At 68.3% G+C, this 21,455-nt stretch carries 22 protein-coding genes and 1 pseudogene; 12 read left to right on the top strand and 11 right to left on the bottom strand.

All coding sequences use genetic code 11. The annotated features are described in order from the left end of the window. Positions 1-978: pseudogene (locus tag FE811_RS19955) on the bottom strand (hypothetical protein); the annotation flags it as partial. 128 nt (positions 979-1,106) lie between these two features. After that, a complete protein-coding gene (locus FE811_RS19960; protein WP_036756754.1) occupies positions 1,107-1,781 on the bottom strand; it encodes a uroporphyrinogen-III synthase in 675 nt (224 codons plus the stop codon). A 64-nt stretch (positions 1,782-1,845) separates the two neighbouring features. Between FE811_RS19960 and tsaD the strand changes: the two genes are divergently transcribed. Genes tsaD through FE811_RS19985 form a run of 5 tightly spaced genes read left to right on the top strand, consistent with a single transcriptional unit; the run spans position 1,846 to position 6,398 of the window. Beyond that, positions 1,846-2,916 (top strand): tRNA (adenosine(37)-N6)-threonylcarbamoyltransferase complex transferase subunit TsaD, encoded by a 1,071-nt coding sequence (tsaD, locus tag FE811_RS19965; RefSeq protein ID WP_116222577.1) that lies wholly within the window; start codon positions 1,846-1,848, stop codon positions 2,914-2,916. Then, entirely contained in the window at positions 2,913-3,857 is a 945-nt protein-coding gene (locus FE811_RS19970) for an NAD(P)H-dependent glycerol-3-phosphate dehydrogenase (RefSeq protein WP_116222576.1), read from the top strand. The genes tsaD and FE811_RS19970 overlap by 4 nt, the downstream gene beginning before the upstream one ends. Next, positions 3,857-4,129 (top strand): YciI family protein, encoded by a 273-nt coding sequence (locus FE811_RS19975; RefSeq protein WP_166435578.1) that lies wholly within the window; start codon positions 3,857-3,859, stop codon positions 4,127-4,129. The genes FE811_RS19970 and FE811_RS19975 overlap by 1 nt, the downstream gene beginning before the upstream one ends. Further along, a complete protein-coding gene (locus FE811_RS19980) occupies positions 4,129-4,554 on the top strand; it encodes an EVE domain-containing protein (RefSeq protein WP_036756762.1) in 426 nt (141 codons plus the stop codon). Before FE811_RS19975 ends, FE811_RS19980 begins: the two co-directional genes overlap by 1 nt. A gap of 41 nt (positions 4,555-4,595) precedes the next feature. Further along, positions 4,596-6,398: an ABC transporter transmembrane domain-containing protein gene (locus FE811_RS19985; protein ID WP_116222575.1), complete on the top strand. Its 1,803-nt coding sequence runs from the start codon at positions 4,596-4,598 to the stop codon at positions 6,396-6,398. 138 nt (positions 6,399-6,536) lie between these two features. Here the strand turns inward: FE811_RS19985 and FE811_RS19990 are convergent, their stop codons facing one another. Further along, entirely contained in the window at positions 6,537-7,076 is a 540-nt protein-coding gene (locus FE811_RS19990) for a CAP domain-containing protein (protein ID WP_243784454.1), read from the bottom strand. 135 nt (positions 7,077-7,211) lie between these two features. Here FE811_RS19990 and lysM point away from each other — a divergent pair, with 135 nt between their 5' ends. The 4 genes from lysM (at position 7,212) to FE811_RS20010 (ending at position 11,830) form a co-directional block, all read left to right on the top strand. Beyond that, positions 7,212-7,736, top strand: coding sequence for a peptidoglycan-binding protein LysM (gene lysM, locus FE811_RS19995; RefSeq protein WP_116222574.1), 525 nt, complete (start codon positions 7,212-7,214; stop codon positions 7,734-7,736). 139 nt (positions 7,737-7,875) lie between these two features. After that, positions 7,876-9,762 carry an acyl-CoA synthetase gene (locus FE811_RS20000; RefSeq protein ID WP_072461920.1) on the top strand — a complete coding sequence of 629 codons (1,887 nt, stop codon included), beginning with the start codon at positions 7,876-7,878 and terminating at the stop codon, positions 9,760-9,762. A gap of 170 nt (positions 9,763-9,932) precedes the next feature. After that, positions 9,933-11,003, top strand: a complete 1,071-nt coding sequence (locus FE811_RS20005; RefSeq protein WP_140848522.1) for a DUF563 domain-containing protein — start codon at positions 9,933-9,935, stop codon at positions 11,001-11,003. An 8-nt stretch (positions 11,004-11,011) separates the two neighbouring features. Further along, positions 11,012-11,830 (top strand): glycosyltransferase, encoded by an 819-nt coding sequence (locus FE811_RS20010; protein WP_116222844.1) that lies wholly within the window; start codon positions 11,012-11,014, stop codon positions 11,828-11,830. A gap of 47 nt (positions 11,831-11,877) precedes the next feature. Here the strand turns inward: FE811_RS20010 and ettA are convergent, their stop codons facing one another. The 3 genes from ettA to rimO all read right to left on the bottom strand — a co-directional run bounded on the left by ettA (position 11,878) and on the right by rimO (position 15,919). After that, the gene (ettA, locus tag FE811_RS20015; protein WP_116222572.1) at positions 11,878-13,533 is read right to left on the bottom strand and encodes an energy-dependent translational throttle protein EttA; all 1,656 of its coding nucleotides are present in this window, start codon (positions 13,531-13,533) and stop codon (positions 11,878-11,880) included. A gap of 73 nt (positions 13,534-13,606) precedes the next feature. Beyond that, entirely contained in the window at positions 13,607-14,467 is an 861-nt protein-coding gene (locus FE811_RS20020) for a sulfotransferase (protein ID WP_243784952.1), read from the bottom strand. A 75-nt stretch (positions 14,468-14,542) separates the two neighbouring features. Then, a complete protein-coding gene (gene rimO / locus FE811_RS20025; RefSeq protein ID WP_116171107.1) occupies positions 14,543-15,919 on the bottom strand; it encodes a 30S ribosomal protein S12 methylthiotransferase RimO in 1,377 nt (458 codons plus the stop codon). 91 nt (positions 15,920-16,010) lie between these two features. Here rimO and FE811_RS20030 point away from each other — a divergent pair, with 91 nt between their 5' ends. Then, positions 16,011-16,484: a hypothetical protein gene (locus FE811_RS20030; protein ID WP_116222571.1), complete on the top strand. Its 474-nt coding sequence runs from the start codon at positions 16,011-16,013 to the stop codon at positions 16,482-16,484. Between the two features lie 48 nt (positions 16,485-16,532). Then, positions 16,533-16,841 (top strand): hypothetical protein, encoded by a 309-nt coding sequence (locus tag FE811_RS20035; protein WP_116222570.1) that lies wholly within the window; start codon positions 16,533-16,535, stop codon positions 16,839-16,841. Positions 16,842-16,845: 4 nt separating this feature from the next. Here the strand turns inward: FE811_RS20035 and FE811_RS20040 are convergent, their stop codons facing one another. The 5 genes from FE811_RS20040 to FE811_RS20060 all read right to left on the bottom strand — a co-directional run bounded on the left by FE811_RS20040 (position 16,846) and on the right by FE811_RS20060 (position 21,004). Further along, positions 16,846-17,607 carry an ABC transporter permease gene (locus FE811_RS20040; protein ID WP_036760703.1) on the bottom strand — a complete coding sequence of 254 codons (762 nt, stop codon included), beginning with the start codon at positions 17,605-17,607 and terminating at the stop codon, positions 16,846-16,848. Further along, positions 17,604-18,533 (bottom strand): ABC transporter ATP-binding protein, encoded by a 930-nt coding sequence (locus FE811_RS20045; protein WP_114535742.1) that lies wholly within the window; start codon positions 18,531-18,533, stop codon positions 17,604-17,606. The genes FE811_RS20040 and FE811_RS20045 overlap by 4 nt, the downstream gene beginning before the upstream one ends. A 106-nt stretch (positions 18,534-18,639) precedes the next feature. Further along, a complete protein-coding gene (locus FE811_RS20050) occupies positions 18,640-19,404 on the bottom strand; it encodes a 1-acyl-sn-glycerol-3-phosphate acyltransferase (RefSeq protein ID WP_116222569.1) in 765 nt (254 codons plus the stop codon). After that, complete coding sequence (locus FE811_RS20055; RefSeq protein WP_072461914.1) at positions 19,404-20,333, bottom strand: ABC transporter permease; 930 nt, start codon at positions 20,331-20,333, stop codon at positions 19,404-19,406. Before FE811_RS20055 ends, FE811_RS20050 begins: the two co-directional genes overlap by 1 nt. Further along, positions 20,330-21,004: a cell division ATP-binding protein FtsE gene (locus FE811_RS20060; RefSeq protein WP_036760710.1), complete on the bottom strand. Its 675-nt coding sequence runs from the start codon at positions 21,002-21,004 to the stop codon at positions 20,330-20,332. The genes FE811_RS20055 and FE811_RS20060 overlap by 4 nt, the downstream gene beginning before the upstream one ends. A gap of 124 nt (positions 21,005-21,128) precedes the next feature. Between FE811_RS20060 and FE811_RS20065 the strand changes: the two genes are divergently transcribed. Then, positions 21,129-21,455: zinc-ribbon domain-containing protein (locus FE811_RS20065; RefSeq protein WP_181180903.1), on the top strand; the 327-nt coding region annotated here is incomplete at its 3' end.

The raw sequence follows: 21,455 nt of genomic DNA on the forward strand, positions 1-21,455 counted from the left end.
GGCCGTCTCCTGCAATGCGGATGCCTGCGCCTGGGCGGCGGCGATGCGCTTTTCGGCCTCGTCCGCCGCGGCGGCGATGCGGGCTTGCAGCGCCTCGGCCTGCGCGGCCAGTTCCTGGACCTGCCCGGCCGCCGCCTGCGCGTCAGGGCGCGCGGCCAGCGCGTCGATGCGGCCTTGCTGCGCCGCCAGCCGCGCGGTCAGCTCGTTCAGCACCTGCTGCAGCCCGTCGCTGTTCTCGCCCGAGACCACGGGCGCCACCACGGGCCGCGCGGCCAGATCGGCCACGGCCTTTTCCAGCGCGGCCAGCTTTTCCTGCTGCGCCCGCAACGCCTCGGCGTCGCCGCCCTGCGCCTCGGTATCGGCCAGGGCCTGCCGCGCCGCATCCGCACCCGCCTCCGAGGCGCGGTTGGCAAAGGCCTCGGCCTGGGTCTGGATCTCTTCGCGCGCCGCCTCGACGGCAGCCTCGCGGGCGGCGGCGATCTGCGCCTCGGTCGGGGCGGGGTCGGCGCCCAGCGGCTGCCAGGCCGGCGGCAGATGCGGGATCGCCCACCAGGCCGCGGCCGCACCCAGGCCGGCGGCGACGACGCCGCCCAGGAAGGTCGGCATGAAGCCGGCCTTGCGCACCTCGACCACGCGGGTCTCGACCTTGGCCGGCTGGGGCTGCGCGGGCGCGGCCTCGGGCTTGGCGACGGGCGGCACGCCGCCCTGCTTCACCTCGGCGGCGGGCTGGGAGGGGGCGGGCTTCGATTCGGCCGCCGTCTTGCCGGCATCGCGCTTGGGCGCGGCGGCTTCGGGGCCGGTGCCGGAACCGACCAGCCTTGATTCGACCTGCGGCTTGGGCTCGGGCCGTGCCGCCGGGGCGCCCTCACCGGCGCTGACCGGGCGGCTGTCGATGACCGAGCCGGAAACCGCCTTCTTCTTGCCGTCTTTTCCGGGGCTTGCCTTGTTCTCGCTGGAATTGGTTTCTGGCTTCTTCACAATTCTTCCCCGTTCCCTTTCGCATCGCGGCCCGGCTGCCACGGGGCAAGATCCGCCCCTTCCGCCCGCAATCATGATTGGCTCCCGCAGGCAGTCTAGTCGGCGGTGCGTGGCGCCTCAACCCGCCCTCATATGGATTGTTCCGTGGCCAGCAACCGCTCGACGGCGCAAAGCACCCCTTCGGCATCCGGGGTGGGCGCCGGCACGCTGCGCGCGGCCGGGCCCTGCCAGGCCTGCTGCGCCGCGGCGCTGATCGGCGCCAGCCACAGGGGCGCGCGCGCACCCGCCGCCTGGCCGGACAGAAGCCGCGCCGAGCGGGGCGAGAACAGCGGCAGGATCACCGGCCTGGCCCCCGCCAGCGCCGCCAGCGCCGCCGCGTTCAGCGGTTCGGGCAATTGGTCATAGACCACCATGTCCGGCACCGGCAGTTCCTTGGCGACATGGGCGCCATGCGGATGCAGCCAGCCCTGCCCCAGCCCCTTGAGCAGCGGCAGCATCCGCGCCGCGTCGCCGGGACCCTCGGTCACGTCGAAGCCTGCCGCCCGCGCCGCCTCGGCCGTGGCCGGGCCGACGCAGATCGCCGGCCGCCCGCGCCCCGCCCCCGCCGCCGGCACGGCATTGACCGAGGTGAAGACCAGCCCCCGCGCCGCCGCCAGCCGCGCGGCATCATGCGCGACCGGCCGGATGCGCAGCACGGGCGAGATCAGCACCTCAAGCCCCAGATGCGCCAGACCTGCGGCAAATCGCCGCGAGGCCGGCTCGGGCCGGGTCAGAAGCAGGATGGGCGCGGGGTTCGGCGGCATGGCAATCGGCCTGACAAGATGCTACTCCCCCCTTGCCTAGGCCCTTGGCGGCGCGGGAACAAGGATGAGCATGGGACTGACCTTTCTGGGCATCGAAAGCAGCTGCGACGACAGTGCCGCGGCGGTGGTGCGCGACGACCGCAGCATCCTGGCCTCGGTCGTGGCCGGCCAGGCGGCGCTGCATGCCGATTTCGGCGGCGTGGTGCCGGAAATCGCCGCCCGCGCCCATGCCGAGAAGCTGGATCTTTGCGTCGAGGAGGCGCTGGCCCAGGCCGGGCTGCGGCTGTCCGACCTGGACGGGATCGCCGTCACCGCCGGGCCGGGGCTGATCGGCGGCGTGCTGTCGGGCGTCATGCTGGCCAAGGGGCTGGCGGCGGGCAGCGGGCTGCCGCTGGTCGGCGTCAACCACCTGGCCGGCCATGCGCTGACGCCGCGGCTGACCGACGGCATTCCCTTTCCCTATCTGATGCTGCTGGTCTCGGGCGGGCATTGCCAGTTCCTGCGCGTGGAGGGCCCGGCGGATTTCACCCGGCTCGGCGGCACCATCGACGACGCGCCGGGCGAGGCTTTCGACAAGGTGGCAAAGCTTCTGGGCCTGCCGCAGCCCGGCGGTCCCGCGGTCGAGGCGGCGGCGCGCGCGGGCGATCCGCGCCGCTTTGCCCTGCCCCGGCCGCTGCTGGACCGGCCGGGCTGCGACCTCAGCTTTTCCGGGCTCAAGACCGCCGTGCTGCGCCAGCGTGACGCGCTGGTGGCGGCGCAAGGGGGCTTGCACGAACAGGACCGCGCCGATCTTTGCGCCGGCTTCCAGGCGGCGGTGGCCGAGGTGCTGGCCGAAAAGACCCGCCGCGCCCTGGCGCTGGCCCCCGCTCCGGTGCTGGCGGTGGCCGGCGGCGTCGCGGCCAACGAATCCCTGCGCGTAGCCTTGCAGCGGGTCGCGGCCGAGGCCAGCGCGACCTTCCTGGCGCCGCCGCTGCGGCTTTGCACCGACAATGCCGCGATGATCGCCTGGACCGGGATCGAGGCCTACCAGGCCGGCCGGCGCGACGGGATGGAGCTGGCCGCGCGCCCGCGCTGGCCGCTGGACCAGGGCGCCGCGCCGATGCTGGGCGCCGGCAAGCGGGGGGCCAAGGCATGAGCGTGGCGATCATCGGCGCGGGCGCCTTCGGCACGGCGCTGGCGGTTTCGCTGGCCAGCAAGGGCCCAGTCACGCTGTGGGGCCGCGACATCGGCTGGGCCGAGGCGCGCGAGAACCCCCGCCTGCCCGGCGTGACCCTGCCGCCGGCGCTGCACGTCACCGACCGGCTGGACGAGATCGCGGCCGAGACCGTGCTGCTGGCCCTGCCGGCGCAGGTGCTGGGCGGGTTCCTGGCCGAGCATAGCGCACGCTTCGACCGCCGCAACCTGGTCAGCTGCGCCAAGGGCATCGACCTGGCCACGCTGACCGGCCCCTCGGCGCTGATCGCCGCCGCCTGTCCGCAGGCGCGGGTGGCGGTGCTGACCGGCCCCAGCTTTGCCGCCGACATCGCCCGCGGCCTGCCCACGGCGCTGACGCTCGCCTGCGCCGATGCCGGCACGGCCGAGGCGCTGCAACGCCGGCTCTCGACCGCCACGCTGCGGCTTTACCGCACCACCGACGTCACCGGGGCGGAGCTGGGCGGGGCGCTGAAGAACATCATCGCCATCGCCGCCGGCGCCGCCATCGGCGCGGGCTATGGCGACAGCGCGCGCGCCAGCATCGTGACGCGCGGCTTTGCCGAGATGCTGCGCCTGGCCACCGCGCTCGGCGCCCGGCCCGAGACGCTGCCGGGCCTGTCGGGCCTGGGCGACCTGGTGCTGACCTGCACCTCGGAACAATCGCGCAACTTCCGCTATGGGCTGGCGCTGGGGACGGGGCGCGACTTCGCCGCCGGCACCACGGTCGAGGGCGCCGCCACCGCCCGCGCCGTCACCCGGCTCGCCGAAAGGCTGGGGATCGAGATGCCGATCTCGAATCTGGTCGCGGGGCTTGCCCAAGGCAGCATCGCCATGGAACATGCGCTGGATTTTCTGCTCAACCGCCCGCTCAAGGAGGAATGATGCCCCTTTTCGCCGTCATCTGCCGCGACCATCCCGGCAAGCTGCAAACCCGTCTCGACACCCGCGAAAGCCACCTGGCCTTCCTGGGCGCGCAGCCCGGCGTCAAGCTGGCCGGCCCCCTGATCGAGAACGGCCAGCCCTGCGGCTCGCTGCTGGTGGTCGAGGGCGACGGCTTGACAGAGGTCAAGGAATGGACGGCGCAGGATCCCTACAACGCGGCCGGACTGTTCGCCTCGGTCGAGGTGATCGAGTGGAAGAAGGTAATCGGCTGATGGCGCATTGGCTGTTCAAATCCGAGCCGGACGTCTTCAGCTTCGACGACCTGATCGCCAGGGGCGAGACGGGCGAGCAATGGGACGGCGTGCGCAACTACCAGGCCCGCAACAACATGCGTGCCATGAAGAAGGGCGAGCGCGGCTTCTTCTATCACTCGAACATCGGCAAGGAGATCGTCGGCATCTGCGAGGTGGTGGCCGAGGCGCATCCCGACACGACCGCCGCCGACCCGAAATGGGAATGCGTCGATGTCCGCGCCGTCGCCCGCATCAAGCGCCCGATCTCGCTGGACGAGGCCAAGGCCGAGCCGCGGCTGAAGGACATGGTGCTGGTCAATAATTCGCGCCTCTCGGTGCAGCCGGTCTCGGATGCGGAATGGGAGATCATTCTGGAGCTGGCCGGCGGCAGCGAGCCGCTGTGAACGCGCCATCAGGCAGCCAACCGGCCACCCAGGGAGGACATATGGCACGCGGACCCAAACCCATCGTGGATCGGCCGACGACGAAACGCATCGGCGCGCTGCGGGCGCTCTGGCCCTTCCTGCGCCCCTATCGCGGGCTGCTGGCCGCGGCGCTGGTCGCGCTGGCGGTGACGGCGGCGATCAGCCTGGTCCTGCCGTTGGCGGTGCGTCGGGTGGTGGACGGGTTCGACGCCGGCGCGCATCTGCTGGACCAGTATTTCGGCGCGGCGCTGGCCATCGTGGCGCTGCTCGCGCTGGGGACGGGGATGCGCTACTACCTCGTCACCCGGCTGGGCGAGCGGGTGGTGGCCGACATCCGCAAGGCCGTGTTCAGCCGCGTCATCGCCATGAGCCCGGCCTTCTACGAGCGCGTGCTGACCGGCGAGATCATCAGCCGCATCACCACCGACACCACGCTCATCCAGTCGGTGATCGGCTCTTCCGTCTCGATCGCGCTGCGCAATTTCCTGATCCTGGTCGGCGGCATGGTGATGCTGGTCTGGACCTCGGCCAAGCTGTCGGGGCTGGTGCTGCTGCTGGTGCCGCTGGTCGTGGTGCCCATCGTCGTGCTGGGCCGGCGGCTGCGCAAGCTGTCGCGCGAGAACCAGGACTGGATCGCGCTGTCCTCGGGCGCGGCCTCGGAAAGCCTGCTTTCGGCGCAGACCGTGCAGGCCTTCACGCAAGAGGGGCCGACGCGGGCGCGCTTCGACGACGTGACCGAGCGGTCCTTCGATTCGGCGCTGAACCGGGTCAGGACGCGGACGGTGATGACGGTGATCGTCATCTTCCTGATCTTCTCGGGCGTGCTGGGGGTGCTGTGGATCGGCGCCCGCGACGTGCGGCTGGAGATCATGACCGTGGGCGAGCTCGTGCAGTTCGTCATCTACGCCGTGCTGGTCGCCGGCGCCGTGGGCGCACTGTCCGAGATCTGGGGCGAATTGCAGCGCGCCGCCGGCGCGACCGAGCGGCTGACGGAACTGCTGTCCGCGCAGGACATGCTGGCCGATCCGCCCCAGCCCCTGGCCCTGCCCCGGCCGGTCAGGGGGGCGATCCGGCTTGACGACGTGACCTTCCACTATCCCTCGCGCCCCGACCGCTCGGCGCTGGAGGGGGTCACGCTGGACATCCGCCCCGGCGAGACGGTGGCGCTGGTCGGGCCTTCGGGCGCCGGCAAGACTACGGTGATCCAGCTGCTGCTGCGCTTCTGGGATCCCGATTCCGGGGCGGTGCGCATCGACGGCATCGACCTGCGCGACATGGCGCGGGGCGATTTCCGCCAGGCCATCGCGCTGGTGCCGCAGGATCCGGTGATCTTTGCCGCCACCGCGCGCGAGAACATCCGCTTCGGCCGGCCCGATGCCTCGGATGCCGAGGTCGAGGCCGCCGCCCGCGCCGCCCATGCCGACGAGTTCCTGAACCTGCTGCCGGAAGGCTATGACAGTTTCGTCGGCGAGCGCGGCGTGATGCTGTCGGGCGGGCAGAAGCAGCGCATCGCCATCGCCCGCGCCATCCTGCGCGACGCGCCGATCCTGCTTCTGGACGAGGCGACCTCGGCGCTGGACGCCGAATCCGAGCGGCTGGTGCAGCATGCGGTGGACGAACTGGCGCGCACCCGCACCACGATCATCATCGCGCACCGGCTGGCCACGGTGAAGAAGGCCGACCGCATCGTCGTCTTCGACCATGGCCGCATCGTGGCCCAGGGCCGGCACGAGGAACTGGTGGCGCAGGGCGGCCTCTACGCCCGGCTGGCGCGGCTGCAATTCACCGAAGGCGCCATGGAAGCGGCGGAAGGCGTCGCCTGACGGGCGGCGGGCGCGAGCAGGAATCGCGGCCCGGCCCCGACTGCGGGCCGCCCTGAACAGGCAACGGACGACGCGACCCCGCCCCGGCAGGTGCCTCGGGGACGCAGGACGCCGCGAAGGGCCTCAGCGTGCCGGTGCTCAGCGCGGCGCGCTATAGACCGCCGCCCAGAAGACGGTCTTGCCATCCGCCCCCAGCGCCTTGCCGATGCCGTAATGGCGGGTCTGCGGGATCAGGATATTGGCCAGGTGCCCGCTGGAACGCGCCCATTCCACCAGCACGCGGTCCTGTCCCCAGGGACCGGCGGCGATGTTCTCGGCCGCGATGCTGGGGCGGTAGCCTTCCTTCTTCAGGCGCTGCATCGGCCCCTTGGTCTTGCTGCCCTGATGCGACATCACCCCGCGCTTGGCCATGTCGCAGGCATGGCGCGCCGCGGCCTCGGCCAGGTCGCGGTTCGATCGCAGCGGCGCCAGGCCGCGCGCCTGGCGCGTGGCATTGGTGGCGCGGACCGCTGCCTCATTTTCGCGCATCGAGGTCTGGAAGCAGGTGACGGTTCCCGGACGGGCCGCATCCCCCGCGACGGACTTCGTCGAGATTCGCACCCCGTCCTCGGCCAGGGCGGGCAGCGCCGCCAAGCCAAGAAAAGACGCCAGGATCAGTGATTTGCAGGATTTGTTCAACTTCTCTATCCCCTAAGACCTGCGAAAATTAGGGATCGGGCGGGTATTCCTCAACCTCCGATTGCTGAAATTTGTCTGGAACCGCCGCTTTCGGCGAATCGTTGCCGCCCCAGACACCGCCTGAAAGGAGAGATCATGGCTATCTGGGATTTCGTGAAGGACGCCGGCAAATCGCTTTTCGGATCCGAGGCCGAGGCGCAGGAAGCACCCGCCCAGGCCCCCGCCGCTGCCCCCGCCCCTACCGCCGCCCAAGCCCCGCAAAGCGACACCGACCGCAAGGTGGCCGCGCTCAAGGCCGAGCTGTCCGCCCTGGGCCTGACCGGCAAAGACGTGCATCTGACGCTGCGCGGCGACACCGTGGTCATCTCGGGCAAGGCGCGCGACCAGGAAACCCTGGAAAAGCTGATCCTGGCGGTCGGCAACATCAAGGGCATCGCCCATGTCGAGCTGGCCGAGGGTGCCGGCACCGAAGCCCCCGCAGCAGCGGCGGCGCAGCCCCTGTTCCATACCGTCAGGAAGGGCGAGACGCTTTCGGCCATCGCGCAGCAATACCTGGGCAAGGCCAGCCGCTACCCCGAGATCTTCGAAGCCAACAAGCCCATGCTCAGCCATCCCGACAAGATCTATCCCGGCCAGACCCTGCGCATCCCCCAGGGCTGAGCCCAGGGCTGAACCCAGGGCGCGACGCTGCGTTTTGGCCCCGGCGTGGCGTGGCGGAATGCTTGCCAGCATGCTGATTGTTGGACCATTCTGCCTGTCGGCGGGGCACGACCCCGAAAGGGAGAACGGGAGGTAAGGAATGGCCAGGTTCGCGAGCGTCGCAGACCGCGATGCGGTCGAGGCGGAGATGCCCTATGCGCAGCGTCAGGTGCCGCGCACCGTCTATGAGGCGCTGACCCAGACCCGCGACCGCCATCCCCAGCGCCCGGCGATCAGCTTCCAGCTGTTCTCGGACCCCAAGGCGCCGGCCCGCACCCTGACCTGGACCGAGCTGCACGAGCGCGTGACCGAGACCGCGAACCTGTTTCGCAGCCTCGGCGTCGGGCCGGGGGACGTGGTGGCCTACCTGCTGCCCAATTGCATCGAGGCGCCGATCGTGCTGCTGGCGGGCGCGACGGCGGGCATCGTGAACCCGATCAACCCGCTTCTGGAGCCCGACCACATCGCCGCCATCCTGCGCGAGACCGGCGCCAAGGTGCTGGTGACGCTGAAGAGCTTCCCCAAGTCCGAGGTCGCGCAGAAGGCGGCCGAGGCGGTGGCGCAGGCCCCGAACGTGCAAACCGTGCTGGAGGTCGACCTGCGCGGCTACCTGACCGGGCTCAAGCGCATGCTGGTGCCGCTGATGCGGCCCAAGGTGCCTGCCCGCCACCATGCCAAGGTCATGGATTTCGAGGCCGCCGCCAGCGCCTGCAAGCACAACCGCCTGACCTTCGACGAACCGGCCGAGGACCGCGTCGCCGCCTTCTTCCACACCGGCGGCACCACCGGCATGCCCAAGGTCGCCCAGCACAAGCAATCGGGCATGATCTACAACGGCTGGCTGGGCGGCACGCTGCTGTTCAGCGAAACCGACGTGCTGATGTGCCCCTTGCCGATGTTTCACGTCTTCGCGGCCTATCCGGTGCTGATGTCCTGCCTGATCTCGGGCGCGCAGCTCATCATGCCGACGCCGGCCGGCTATCGCGGCGAGGGGGTGTTCGACAATTTCTGGAAGCTGATCGAACGCTGGCAGGCGACCTTCCTGATCACCGTGCCCACCGCCATCGCCGCGCTGATGCAGCGGCCGGTCGATGCCGATGTCTCGTCGCTCAAGACCGCGATCTCGGGCTCGGCGCCTCTGCCGATCGAGCTTTACAACCGCTTCAAGGCCGCGACCGGGGTCGAGATCGCCGAGGGCTACGGGCTGACCGAGGCGACCTGCCTCGTCTCCTGCAACCCGATGGACGGGCTCAAGAAGGTCGGCTCGGTCGGCATCCCCCTGCCCTATACCCATGTGCGCATCCTGCAGCGCCGCAACGGCGGCTTCCACGAATGCGCCATCGACGAGATCGGCGAGATCTGCGTGGCCAATCCCGGCGTCTTCGAGGGCTCGACCTATACCGAGGCCGACAAGAACCACGACCTTTTCGCCGAAAGCCGCTTCCTGCGCACCGGCGACCTGGGCCGGATGGACGGCGACGGCTATCTGTGGATCACCGGGCGCGCCAAGGATCTGATCATCCGCGGCGGCCACAACATCGACCCCGCCGAGATCGAGGACGCGCTGCTGTCCCATCCCAAGGTCGCCGCCGCCGCCGCCATCGGCCAGCCCGACTCCTTTGCGGGCGAGCTGCCCTGCGCCTATGTCGAGCTGATCGCCGGCGCCGAGGTCTCGCTGGACGAGCTGATGGACCATGCCCGCGCCCATATCCACGAACGCGCCGCGGTGCCCAAGCATATCGGGATCCTGCCCGAACTGCCCAAGACCGCGGTGGGCAAGATCTTCAAGCCCGACCTGCGCAAGCTGGCGATCCGCCGCGTCTATGACGCCGCTCTGGCCGAGGCCGGGCTGGCCGCCGAGGTGGCCGAGGTGGTCGACGACCGCAAGCGCGGCCTGGTCGCCCGCATCCGGCCCAGGGGCGAGGTCGACCGCGACGCCGTCGCCCAGCTGCTTGGCCAATACGCCCTGCCCTGGGAATGGGAATAGGGCCCGCCGGCTCTTTCAACCGGCCTTCGGCGGAATGCCGTCGCAGGCCGGTTTAGCTTGCATCGTCAAGGAGGTGTTGCCAAACAAGGCCAAGATTGGGAGTGTTCGCCTGACAGGCGAATCGCCGTGTATGTGTTTGAGAGTGTAAATTGAACGAGCCTTGTCCTCCATTGCCCGATCAGGGCTGGTCCAGAAAAACGATTACCCTGCAAGATGCGATTGTGGTCCCTCCGCGGGAATCCCGCCCCCGGACACCAAGCGGTGTCTGGAAGGACGGCGACATTGCCGAGGCCGCCATCTGGCGTGGCGCCGGACGCATGTCGCTTGCGGTTGAAGAGGCCCCCGAGCCGGTTGAAAAACTCGAAGGGCATTTCCTCTTCGCGGGGATGTTCTATGGTCATTTCGGGCATTTCATTACCGAAACGATCAGCAGGCTTTGGGCGGTAAACAACGATTATGACGGGGTCTTGTTTACTCCCAAGCATCCGACCCTGACGCATTTCAAGAAGCCGCATCGAGAGATTTTCGAGATTTTCGGCATCAAATGCCCGACCCTGGTCATCAAGCAGCCTTCGCTGGTCGAAACCCTTACCATCCCCGGCCAGGGATTTGGCCTTGGTGACATCGCCGCCGGCACGGAAGAGTTCCGAAATTTCCTGCGCGAGACCGTAGGAAAGCTTCCCGCCAACGGGCCGGAAAAGATCTATATCTCCAGAACGAAATATATTGCAAACGGCGGGCTGCTGGCTGAAGCGATCCTCGAGGAAAACCTGAGGCGCTCGGGCTATGTCCCCGTCTTCCCCGAGCAGCTGTCCTGGAAGGATCAGTTCGCGCTTTACCGTGCCGCCCGGAAAATCATCAGCCTGGACACATCCGCCCTTCACATGGCCGGGATGGCGGCCGACCCGGACAAGGATATTGCCGTCATCCTGCGCAGGAACAATGCCGAACACCACAGCATGCGCCTGCAGCTCAGGGGAATGATGGGAAAGGATCCCTTGCTGATCAACAGTCTGGTCGCCGAATATCTGGTGCCCGGCAAGAAGCCGAACCACAACAGCTGGGGCCAGGTGGATTTCAGGGAAATCCATGCGACATTGCTGGAGCATGGCTATCTGGACGCGGATGCGGCCTGGGACATTCCTTCGGACGAAATCATTCAGGCCGACGTCGCCGAGGCCGAGCGGCGCGCAAAGGGAAGCCTTGCCTACACGCCGGTCACGAAACGGTTCGCACAATGAAGAACACCATGACCATAGTCGGGATTTGCCGCTTTTCCATGATCGGCCGCGGCGATTGGAAAGCCTATCGCAACGTCGAAGAGAACGACCTCGAACCGATCTACAAGCAAAAGGAGCAGGAGCTTTTCGGCGACGAGCGGATGAAGGCCCGTTTCGTGACGTTCGAGCAGTTGACGCTGGCGTCCCTGGACGCGCAGACCGACCCCGATTTCAAGCTGCTCGTCATCTCTTCGGACCGGATGCCCAAGGTCTATCGCGACCAGCTGCAAAGGCTTTGCGACGCGCGCCCCTATGTGGTGCTGCGCTTTGTCCCGCCGATGCATGTCGCCGATGCCCAGGTCCAGACGCTCAGGGAAATCGGGCTGGAATTGCAGGATTGCCTGCAATTCCGCCTCGACGACGACGATTGCCTTTCAAAGGATTATATCAGGAAGCTGCGCAAGCATGGCGATACCCTGTGGAAGGCGCATGGCGCCTTCGCCGTCAGCTTCCCCACGGTGATCTATTCGGTCATCGACGGGCCGACGCAAGGGCTTTACCGCTGGTTCAACCCCTTCCTCGGCGTGGGTGTCGCCGTGCGCCATCCGCAACGCACGGTGTTCGGCTTTGCCCATTATCGCATCCCGACGGTCATGGTCGCCCTGACCGACCCCTCGGTTCCCAGCATCGTGACCCATTATGGGATGAACGACACGCCGCGGCACGCTAAGGAAATCCTGGCCAAAAGGGGCATGAAGAAAGCGCCGCGCGACGAATTGGATCGCCTGATCACGCGGCATTTCGACTACCTGTCGGAAACGGGCATGCAGGCCGCCGGGTTTCGATAACAGCCTGCGAAGAAAAAAGGGGGCAGATCCGCCCCCTTTCCTTCATCTTACCGCGTGAACTTCTTGTATTTCACCCGCTTCGGCTCGACCGAATCCGGGCCGAGGCGGCGGATCTTGTCGGCCTCGTAATCCTCGAAGTTGCCCTCGAACCATTCCACATGCGCATCGCCCTCGAAGGCCAGGATATGCGTGCAAAGCCGATCGAGGAAGAAACGGTCGTGCGAGATGATGACGGCGCAGCCGGCGAAATCCTCCAGCGCCGCTTCCAGCGCCTGCAGGGTTTCCACGTCCAGGTCGTTGGTCGGTTCGTCGAGCAGCAGCACGTTGCCGCCGGATTTCAGCAGCTTGGCCATATGCACCCGGTTGCGCTCGCCGCCCGAGAGCAGGCCGACCTTTTTCTGCTGGTCGCCGCCCTTGAAGTTGAAGGCCGAGCAGTAGGCGCGGCTGTTCATCGTGGCATCGCCCAGCTCGATCTGCTCCGCCCCGCCCGAGATTTCCTCCCAGACGGTCTTGTTCGGGTCCAGCGCATCGCGCGACTGGTCCACGTAGGACAGCTTCACCGTGTCGCCATAGCTGATCTCGCCCGCGTCCGCCTGTTCCTGCCCGGTCAGCATCCGAAACAGCGTCGACTTGCCGGCACCGTTCGGGCCGATCACGCCGACGATGCCGCCCGGCGGCAGGCTGAAGGTCAGATCCTCGATCAGCAGCTTGTCGCCCATGGCCTTCTTCAGGCCGTCGACCTCGATCACCTTGCTGCCCAGCCGCTCGCCGTTGGGGATGATGATCTGGGCGCGGGTCAGCTTTTCGCGCTCGGACTGGCTGGCCAGTTCGTTATAGGCGTTGATCCGGGCCTTCTGCTTGGCCTGGCGCGCCTTGGCGCCGGCGCGGATCCATTCCAGTTCGCGCTCCAGCGTCTTCTGCTTGGCCTTGTCCTCGCGCGCTTCCTGTTCCAGCCGCTTGGCCTTCTGCTCCAGCCAGGCGGAATAATTGCCCTCGTAGGGGATGCCGCGGCCGCGGTCGAGTTCCAGGATCCAGCCGGTGATGTCGTCCAGGAAATAACGGTCGTGGGTGACGATCAGGATGGTGCCGGGATATTCGATCAGGTGCTTTTGCAGCCAGGCGATGGTCTCGGCATCCAGGTGGTTGGTGGGTTCGTCCAGCAACAGCATGTCGGGCTGTTCCAGCAGCAGCTTGCACAGCGCCACCCGGCGGCGTTCACCGCCCGACAGGCTTTCCACGTCGGCGTCATCCGGCGGGCAGCGCAGCGCCTCCATGGCCACGTCGATCTGGCTGTCCAGATCCCACAGGTTCTCGGCGTCGATCTCGTCCTGCAGCTTCGCCATTTCCTCGGCGGTCTCGTCCGAGTAGTTCATGGCAAGTTCGTTGTAGCGGTCCAGCTTGGCCTGCTTGGCCTTGACCCCTTCCATGACGTTGCCGCGCACGTTCAGCGCCGAGTCCAGCTGCGGCTCCTGCGGCAGGTAGCCGACGGTCGCGCCCTTGGCGGCCCAGGCCTCGCCGGTGAAGTCCTTGTCGATGCCGGCCATGATGCGCAGCAGCGTCGATTTGCCGGCGCCGTTGACGCCGACGACGCCGATCTTGACGCCGGGCAGGAAGTTCAGGCGGATATTCTCGAAGGTCTTCTTGCCGCCCGGATAGGTCTTGGACACCCCGTCCATGTGGTAAACGAACTGGTAGGAGGCCATGATCTTTCCCCGTCTCTGAAATCCGTGTGAAACTTGGCCGCTATGTAGTCGAGCGGGAACGAAAGGGGAAGGCTCAGCGGAAAGCCTTGGTGAATTCCGGGCCGAAGCTTTGTTCCAGAAAGGCGAATTGCGGCTCGAGCTTGTCGCGCAGCCGGGCGCGGGCCTGGTCGGGCACCACCAGCGCATTGTCCGAGGCAAAGACCTTCTTGCCGAGGTCGCGATAGTCATGCGGCCGCAGGTCCAGGAAGTCCTCGACCCGGCGCAGCAAGCCCAGGGGATCGCGGGCGATCATGCCGAAGGGCAGGTAAAGCAGCCGGTCGGGGCCGAAATGCGCGTTCCAGCGCGGCACATAGGTCATGTAGTCGCCGCGATCCATCAGCTCGGGGGCCTCGACCTCGGCCAGCCAGTCCTCGATGGTGGCGGGCTTGCGGCGCGCGCGGGTCAGGTTCATCTTGAGCTGCGAGACGGCCCGATCGACCGGGTGGCGGATGATATAGATGAACTTCGCCTGCGGCAGGAATTTCGCCAGGAACTCCACGCCCTCGGCCGGCAGGGTCGAATATTCCGGGGTCACGTCGATGGTCCTGGCCCCCTGGGGCGCCGGGGCGAAGACCAGCTTGTACCAATGGTTGGTGAACATCGGCTCGCGGGTAACGCGGTCCAGGTAGCGCACCATCTCGCGCGGCATCTCTTCGCCGCGGGCGGCCCAGCGTTTCTCGATGTTCTGGCGGCCGCGGCGGAAATGCCAGGGCAGCCATTTGCGATGCTCCTCGATGAAGCGGTGGTTGAAGAACTGCACCTCCTTGAACGGAGGCGTCCAGACGTCGGGATGCTGGCCCAGCATCTGCGAGAGCCATGTGGTGCCGGCCTTTTGCGCGCCGATGCCCAGGAAATCGGGTTTACGGGGTTTGCCTTCGGGATCCCAGTTCATCATGCCGCCTTGCTGCGTCGCGCTGCCGCCTGATTAAGCCAGCGGCGCGGGCGCCACAACCTGCGCGATTGTCGCCGCCTAGAGCCGGCCCCAAAGGTCGTATTCGCCGGCCTCGTCCACGGTGACGGTGACGATGTCGCCCGGCGCCAGCGCCTCGAAACCCTGGTCGATGAACAGGTTGCCGTCGATCTCCGGCGCATCGGCCTGGGTGCGGCAGGTCGCGCCCTCGTCGTCCACGCTGTCCACGATCACCTCGATACGCCGGCCGACCTTGGCCGCCAGCTTGGCCTCGGAAATCGCCTGCGCCTTCTGCATGAAGCGGTCCCAGCGGTCCTGCTTGACCTCGTCCGGGACGTGGTCGGGCAGGTCGTTCGCGCGCGCGCCCTTGACGTTTTCGTATTGGAAGCAGCCGACGCGATCCAGTTGCGCCTCGTCCAGCCAGTCCAGCAGGGTCTGGAACTCGGCCTCGGTCTCGCCGGGATAGCCGACGATGAAGGTCGAGCGCAGGGTGATCTCGGGGCAGGCGGCGCGCCAGGCGGCAATCTCGTCCAGCGTCCGGGCCGCCGCCGCCGGCCGGGCCATGCGCTTCAGCGTGTCGGGATGGGCATGCTGGAAGGGGATGTCGAGATAGGGCAGCACCAACCCCTCGGCCATCAGCGGGATCAGGTCGCGCACATGCGGATAGGGATAGACGTAATGCAGCCGCACCCATGCCCCCAGCGACCCCAGGTCGCGGGCCAGGTCGGTGATATGCGCCCGATGCCCACGCTCCTCGGCGAATTTGCGGTCGAGCCCGTAGGCCGAGGTGTCCTGCGAAATCACCAGCAGCTCGCGCACCCCCGCCTCGACCAGCTTTTCCGCCTCGCGGATCACAGCATGGGCGGGGCGGCTGACCAGCTTGCCGCGCATGTCGGGGATGATGCAGAACTTGCAGGCGTGGTTGCAGCCCTCGGAGATCTTCAGGTAGCTGTAATGGCGCGGCGTCAGCTTGACGCCCGAGGCCGGCAGCAGGTCGACGAAGGGATCGGGGCTGGGCGGCACGGCGTGATGCACCGCGTCCAGCACCTGCTCGTATTGCTGCGGCCCCGTCACCGCCAGGACCGAGGGATGCGCGCCGGTGATGTATTCCGGCTCGGCGCCAAGGCAGCCGGTGACGATCACCTTGCCGTTTTCCGCCAGCGCCTCGCCGATGGCCTGCAGGCTTTCCGCCTTGGCGCTGTCCAGGAAACCGCAGGTGTTCACGATCACCGCGCCGGCGCCCTTGTAGTCGGGGCTGATCGCATAGCCCTCGGCCCGCAGGCGGGTCAGGATGCGTTCGCTGTCCACCAGCGCCTTGGGACAGCCGAGGCTGACCATGCCGATGGTGGGCTGCCCGTCCCTTCGCGTGGTGTCGAAGATCGGGCTGGGGGCTAGATCGGGGCGCAACAGGGGCGGGTTCTGGCTCATGGCCGGCATATAATGCGGGTCGCGGCGCTTGTTAAGCGGCAAGCGCGGCTCGCCGGAACGTCATTTGGACTTGTGCGTTCGCCAAGGCATAGCAGGGGACATGAGCATGCCTTCCCTCCTGACCCGCCTTTCTTCGGCGCTTGTCCTGGCGCTGGCCCTTGGCGCCGGCGTCACCAGCCTGCCCGCGACGGCCGAGGCGCAGCCGCGCGGCAAGCCCATCGTCATCATGAACAACCGCGGTGGCAATGTCGTCGAGGCGATCCGCCAGCGCAACAAGCTGGCCGCCAGCGGCCGCCCGGTCGAGGTGCGCGGCTATTGCCGCTCGGCCTGCACGATCTATATCACCCTGCCCAATGCCTGCCTGGGGCCCAGGGCGACGGTGGGCTTCCACGCGCCCCGCATCCCCGGCACCACCATCATCCCGCCCATCGTGGACGAGCTGATGGCGCAATATTACCGCAACGGCATCCTGCACATGTGGAACGCGCGCTGGAAACATTCGTTGAAGATGCAAAAGATCTCGGCCCGCGAATATGTCCGGCTTGATCCGCAGACGCGGCTGTGCCGGAACTAGATGACAGCTCAGCGGCCATATGTCACATTTGTCTGCAAGGGAGGAGCCATGATGATTCGACATTGCATTTTCATTTCCGCCACAGCCCTTTTCTGGGCGACGGCGGCCGGGGCGCAGGACGCGGCAACCGAGACCCCGCAGCCGCTGCGGCAAGGCGCCAGCAGCGCGGCGCAGGCGGCGCCGGGGCTGCTCGGCTGCGCGATCTGGGCCGACCGCGAGCGGCTTGCCCCGGCCTATCGGCAGCTGGCGCAGACGCATGGCCGCGACACGGCGGAAAGCTGGCTGCGGCAGCAGACCACCGCCTACAACCTGCACGCGGCCCGGATGGGCAAGGCGGCGGCGCCCTGCCCGGCCTGAGCCGTCATTCGCGCAGCCGCCATCCGGTCAGGAAGATCCAGCGGATCGCGCCCATGCAGACCAGGATCATCAGCGCGACCGCGCCCAGCGACAGCCCGACCGGCACGTCGGCAAAGCCGAAGAAGCTCCAGCGGAAGCCCGAGATCAGGTAAAGCACCGGGTTGAGCTTGGCCACGCCCTCCCAGAAGGGCGGCAGCATCGAGGCCGAATAGAAGGCCCCGCCCAGGAACACCAGGGGCGTGATGACCATCATCGGCACGATCTGCAACTGCTCGAAATTCTTGGCCCACAGGCCGATGATGAAGCCCAGCAGCGAAAAGGCCACGGCGGTCAGCAGCAGAAACGCCAGCATCCAGAACGGATGGGCGATATGGACGCCGGTGAACCAGAAGCTGGTCGCCAGGATCACCAGCGCGATCATCACCGCCTTGGCGGCGGCGGCGCCGACGAAGCCCAGCGTGACCTCGATCCAGCCGGTCGGCGCCACGAGGATTTCATAGATCGTGCCCGAGAATTTCGGGAAATAGATGCCGAAGCTGGCATTGGCCACGGATTGCTGCAACACGGTCAGCATCATCAGCCCCGGCACGATGAAGGCGCCGTAGGGCACGCCCTCGACCGCCTGGATGCGCCCGCCGATGGCCGCGCCGAAGACGACGAAGTAAAGCACCGTGGACAGCACCGGCGAGGCCAGCGATTGCCAGACCGTGCGGAAGAAACGCGCCATCTCATGGCCGAAGACGGCGCGGGCGGAACGCCAGTTCATGCGGTTTCCTCCTCGACCAGCGACATGAAGATCTCTTCCAGGCTGCTCTGCTTGGTCGAGACGTCTCGCACGGCAAGGCCGCGCTCGGCCAGCTCGGCCAGCAGGTGGGCGATGCCGGTGCGCTCGGCCCTGGTGTCGTAGTCATAGCCCAGTTCGCGCCCGTCGGCCGAAAGCACCAGCCCGCGCCCGGCCAGGTCAGCCGGCAGCGCCGCCAGCGGCTCGTAAAGCGAGATGGTCAGGTGCTTCTTGCCGAATTCGCCCATCAGCGCGTCCTTGGACCGGACCAGCAGCAATTCGCCGCGGTTGATGACGCCGATGCGGTCGGCCATGTCCTCGGCCTCTTCCAGGTAGTGGGTGGTCAGGATGATAGTCACGCCCTCGGCGCGCAATTCGCGCACCACCTGCCACATCTCGCGCCGCAGGGTCACGTCCACCCCGGCGGTCGGCTCGTCCAGGAACAGCACCTTGGGCCGGTGCGACAGCGCCTTGGCGATCAGCACCCGCCGCTTCATGCCGCCCGACAGCTCGCGCGTCTTGGCATCGCGCTTGTCCCACAGCGCCAGGCTGCGCAGCAATTGCTCGATATAGGCGTCGTCCGGCGGCTCGCCGTAGAGCCCGCGGGTAAAGCGCACGCAGTCGATGACCGTCTCGAAGGGCTCCAGCGCGATCTCCTGCGGGACAAGGCCGATCAGCTTGCGCGCCGCGCGCCAGTCCGTGCGGATGTCATGGCCGCCGACGCGCACCGTGCCGCCGGTCGGCACCACCAGGCCGCAGATGATCGAGATCAGCGTGGTCTTGCCCGCCCCGTTCGGGCCGAGCAGCGCCAGGATCTCGCCCTCCTCGATCTGCAGCGAGACCTCTTTCAGCGCCACCGTGCCGCTGCCGTAGCGTTTGGAAACATGGTCGATGTCGATGATCGGACGCATACCGTCCCCCTGTTCTGGCCCGAAGGCCCGCGAATCCGCCGGGCAGGTTGGACCGCAACCGCAGGCGGGCGCAATGGCGAAAACGCCCCTGACCTTGCGTCAGGGCTCAGGCCGGCGGCAGGCCGCCCGCCTCGGCCAGCAGGCGGTCGCTGGCGCTCTCGATCCGGTCCTCCAGCAATTCCATCACCGCCCCCGACCGCGGGCCGGCGGTGATCGGCGGCAGGAACTCGATCACCGCCGTGCCGCCGCGGACCGGGATGCCCTGCCGGGGCCAGAACAGGCCGCAATTGACCGCCACCGGGTGGATGGGCAGGCCGGTCGCGCGCTGGATGGTGCCGGCGCCGTGCTTGTAGGGCAGTTTCTGCCCCGGCCGGGTGCGGGTGCCCTCGGGATAGATGATCAGCTGGCCCAGCCCGCCGGGGCGGGCGCGGGCGGCCTCGATCCCGGCGATGATCTGCTTCATCGCCTCCTTGCCGCGGGCGCGGTCGATGGGGATGCAGCCGACCTTGCGCGCGAACCAGCCCATCACCGGCACCCGCAGCACCTCGCGCTTCATCACGAAGGCGCGGCGCGGGCAGGCGCGGGCCAGCGCCAGGATGTCGAGAAAGCTGTGATGCTTGGAGGCGACGATGCAGTCGCCGGCGGGCGGCGTGCCGCGGTATTCGACCCGGACGCCCAGGATCAGCCGTGCCGCGCCCAGCATCTGGTCCAGCCACAGGCTGGCCACGCGATGCGCGCGCTCGGGGTGGACCAGCACCTGCGGCAGGCCCCACAGCCCCAGCACCAGCGTCACCAGCGCCGCATAAAGGTAATAAAGCACCGTGCGCGGCCAATCCAGGACCGAGGCCCGGCGCGGATGATAGAGGGCCATCAGCGCACCTCGCGCAGCATCTTCAGCGCCGCCCAGCGGGTCGCGACGAAGCCGATCGCGGCGGCGAGCGGCGGGATCAGCAAGGGCCAGAGCCAGCCCCAGCCCTGGAATCCCAGCCCGGTCAGGAAGCTGCCCGCCTGGTCCATCGCGGGCAGCGCCCAGATCGCCGCCATCCCCAGCGCGGTGCCGCCGGCCGCACCCATGGCGGCGCGGCGGGTAAAGCGGCGCACGAAGGCGGTGGCGATGGTGATGTCGCGCGCGCCGATCAGGCGCAGGACGCGGATCACCTGCCCGTTCGCCGCCAGCGCCGCCTTGGCCGCCAGCGTGATCATCGCCCCCGAGGCGGCGGCGATCAGCAACAGCGAGACGAGGCCCAGCACCCGCAGCCGGTTCGCGGCCGAGACCAGCGGCTGGCGCCAGCGGGTATGGTCGTCCAGCACCGCGCCCGGCGCCTCGCCCTCCAGCCGCAGGCGCAGCGCCTCGGCGTCGAAACCCTCGGCCGCCTCGGTGATCTCGATCAGGCGCGGCACCGGCAGGGCCTCGACCGGGACATCGGGGCCGAACCAGGGCTCCAGCAGCCCTTCCACCTCGTCATCGGGCAAGAGCCGCGCCTCGGCGATGCCGGGGGTGGTCTTCAGCGCCTCCATCACCGTGAGGGTCTGCTCGTCGATCTGATCCTCGGGGGCCGAGATGCGCACGGTCACGGTCTGGGCCAGCTCGCTGGACCAGCGTTCGGCCAGCCGGCCGGTGGCCAGCGCCAGCGCCAGGGCAAAGACCGCCAGGAAGGCCATGGCCGCGGCCGAGAACACGGTCAGCTGCGCGGTAAAGCCGGTCGGCGGCACCACGCGGTCCGTCCCCGCCGGGTCGGGTCGGGTCAGCCCGCGCCACAGCGTCGCCAGGTCGAGCGATTTCAGATCGGCTTTCTTCACAGGTCCGCCCCCGCCAGTTGCAGCCTCTTGCCCGCGATGCGCAGCACCCGCGCCTGCACCTGCTGCTTGGCGGCACGGATCAGGTTCAGGTCATGGGTGGCGATCAGCACCGCCTTGCCAGAACGGTTCAGTTCGATCAGCAGCTGCAAAAGCCGCATCGACATGTCCCAGTCCAGGTTCCCGGTCGGCTCGTCCGCCAGGATCAAGTCGGGCGACATGATGACGGCGCGGGCCAGCGCGGCGCGCTGCCGCTCGCCCCCCGACAGTTCGGGGGGCATGGCGCGGGCATGGCCGGACAGCTGCACCCAGGCCAGCAACTCGCCCAGGGCCGGCATGTCCACCTGCTCGCCCGAGACCAGCAACGGCAGGGCGATGTTTTCCGCCACCGGCAGGTGGTCCAGGAATTGCGTGTCCTGATGCACCACCCCCACCCGCCGCCGCAGCCCGGCGATGCCGTCGCGCGACAGCCCCTGCACATCCTGGCCAAAGGCGGTCATCCGCCCGCCGCTGGGCAGCAGGTCGGCATAGCACAGCCGCAGGAAGGTGGTCTTGCCCGCGCCCGAGGGGCCGGTCAGGAAATGGAAGGAACCCGGCTGAAGCGTCAGCGACATGTCGGCAAGCAGCGGATCGTTGCCGCTGTAGCCGAAGGACAGGTTCTGCATCTCGATCACTGGTGGTCCCTTTCCGAGCGGGCTGCTTGGCGCGCGGTTCGTGGCTTGATAGAACAGTCGCGCGGCGAATGCGAGACGCCCGCATGATCGAAACCACCCCCGACCGGAGCCGAAAGACCAGCCCATGCGCCTGACCTGCCCCCGCTGCGCTGCCCAATACGAGATCGCGGAATCCGCCATTCCCGCCTCGGGGCGCGAGGTCGAATGCTCGGCCTGCGGCCATGTGTGGCGCCAGCCCGGAACGGGAAAATCCGCCCAGGCCGCCGATCCCGCCCCGCGCCGCCCCTATGATCCGCAGGCGCGCCCGGTCCTGAACCGGCCGCTGGACGAATCGGTGCTGGCCATCCTGCGCGAGGAAGCCGCCCGCGAGCTGCGCGCCCGCGAGGCGCCGGCGCGAAAGCCCGCCCCCGATCACATTCCCGCGACGGCCGCCGCCACGGCGGCCCCGGAG

The organism is Paracoccus sp. FO-3, from assembly GCF_006386455.1.
GTDB lineage: Bacteria > Pseudomonadota > Alphaproteobacteria > Rhodobacterales > Rhodobacteraceae > Paracoccus > Paracoccus versutus.

Bases quoted from the DNA above. Each gene is read 5' to 3' on its own strand.
- FE811_RS19970 (WP_116222576.1), top strand. From the start codon at position 2,913: ATGAGCGTGGCGATCATCGGCGCGGGCGCCTTCGGCACGGCGCTGGCG.
- tsaD (WP_116222577.1), top strand. From the start codon at position 1,846: ATGAGCATGGGACTGACCTTTCTGGGCATCGAAAGCAGCTGCGACGAC.
- FE811_RS20020 (WP_243784952.1), bottom strand. From the start codon at position 14,467: ATGATGAACTGGGATCCCGAAGGCAAACCCCGTAAACCCGATTTCCTG.
- FE811_RS20010 (WP_116222844.1), top strand. From the start codon at position 11,012: ATGACCATAGTCGGGATTTGCCGCTTTTCCATGATCGGCCGCGGCGAT.
- FE811_RS20035 (WP_116222570.1), top strand. From the start codon at position 16,533: ATGATGATTCGACATTGCATTTTCATTTCCGCCACAGCCCTTTTCTGG.
- ettA (WP_116222572.1), bottom strand. From the start codon at position 13,533: ATGGCCTCCTACCAGTTCGTTTACCACATGGACGGGGTGTCCAAGACC.
- FE811_RS19980 (WP_036756762.1), top strand. From the start codon at position 4,129: ATGGCGCATTGGCTGTTCAAATCCGAGCCGGACGTCTTCAGCTTCGAC.
- FE811_RS20000 (WP_072461920.1), top strand. From the start codon at position 7,876: ATGGCCAGGTTCGCGAGCGTCGCAGACCGCGATGCGGTCGAGGCGGAG.
- FE811_RS19960 (WP_036756754.1), bottom strand. From the start codon at position 1,781: ATGCCGCCGAACCCCGCGCCCATCCTGCTTCTGACCCGGCCCGAGCCG.
- FE811_RS19985 (WP_116222575.1), top strand. From the start codon at position 4,596: ATGGCACGCGGACCCAAACCCATCGTGGATCGGCCGACGACGAAACGC.
- FE811_RS19975 (WP_166435578.1), top strand. From the start codon at position 3,857: ATGCCCCTTTTCGCCGTCATCTGCCGCGACCATCCCGGCAAGCTGCAA.
- lysM (WP_116222574.1), top strand. From the start codon at position 7,212: ATGGCTATCTGGGATTTCGTGAAGGACGCCGGCAAATCGCTTTTCGGA.
- FE811_RS20045 (WP_114535742.1), bottom strand. From the start codon at position 18,533: ATGCGTCCGATCATCGACATCGACCATGTTTCCAAACGCTACGGCAGC.
- FE811_RS20050 (WP_116222569.1), bottom strand. From the start codon at position 19,404: ATGGCCCTCTATCATCCGCGCCGGGCCTCGGTCCTGGATTGGCCGCGC.
- rimO (WP_116171107.1), bottom strand. From the start codon at position 15,919: ATGCCGGCCATGAGCCAGAACCCGCCCCTGTTGCGCCCCGATCTAGCC.
- FE811_RS20030 (WP_116222571.1), top strand. From the start codon at position 16,011: ATGAGCATGCCTTCCCTCCTGACCCGCCTTTCTTCGGCGCTTGTCCTG.
- FE811_RS20040 (WP_036760703.1), bottom strand. From the start codon at position 17,607: ATGAACTGGCGTTCCGCCCGCGCCGTCTTCGGCCATGAGATGGCGCGT.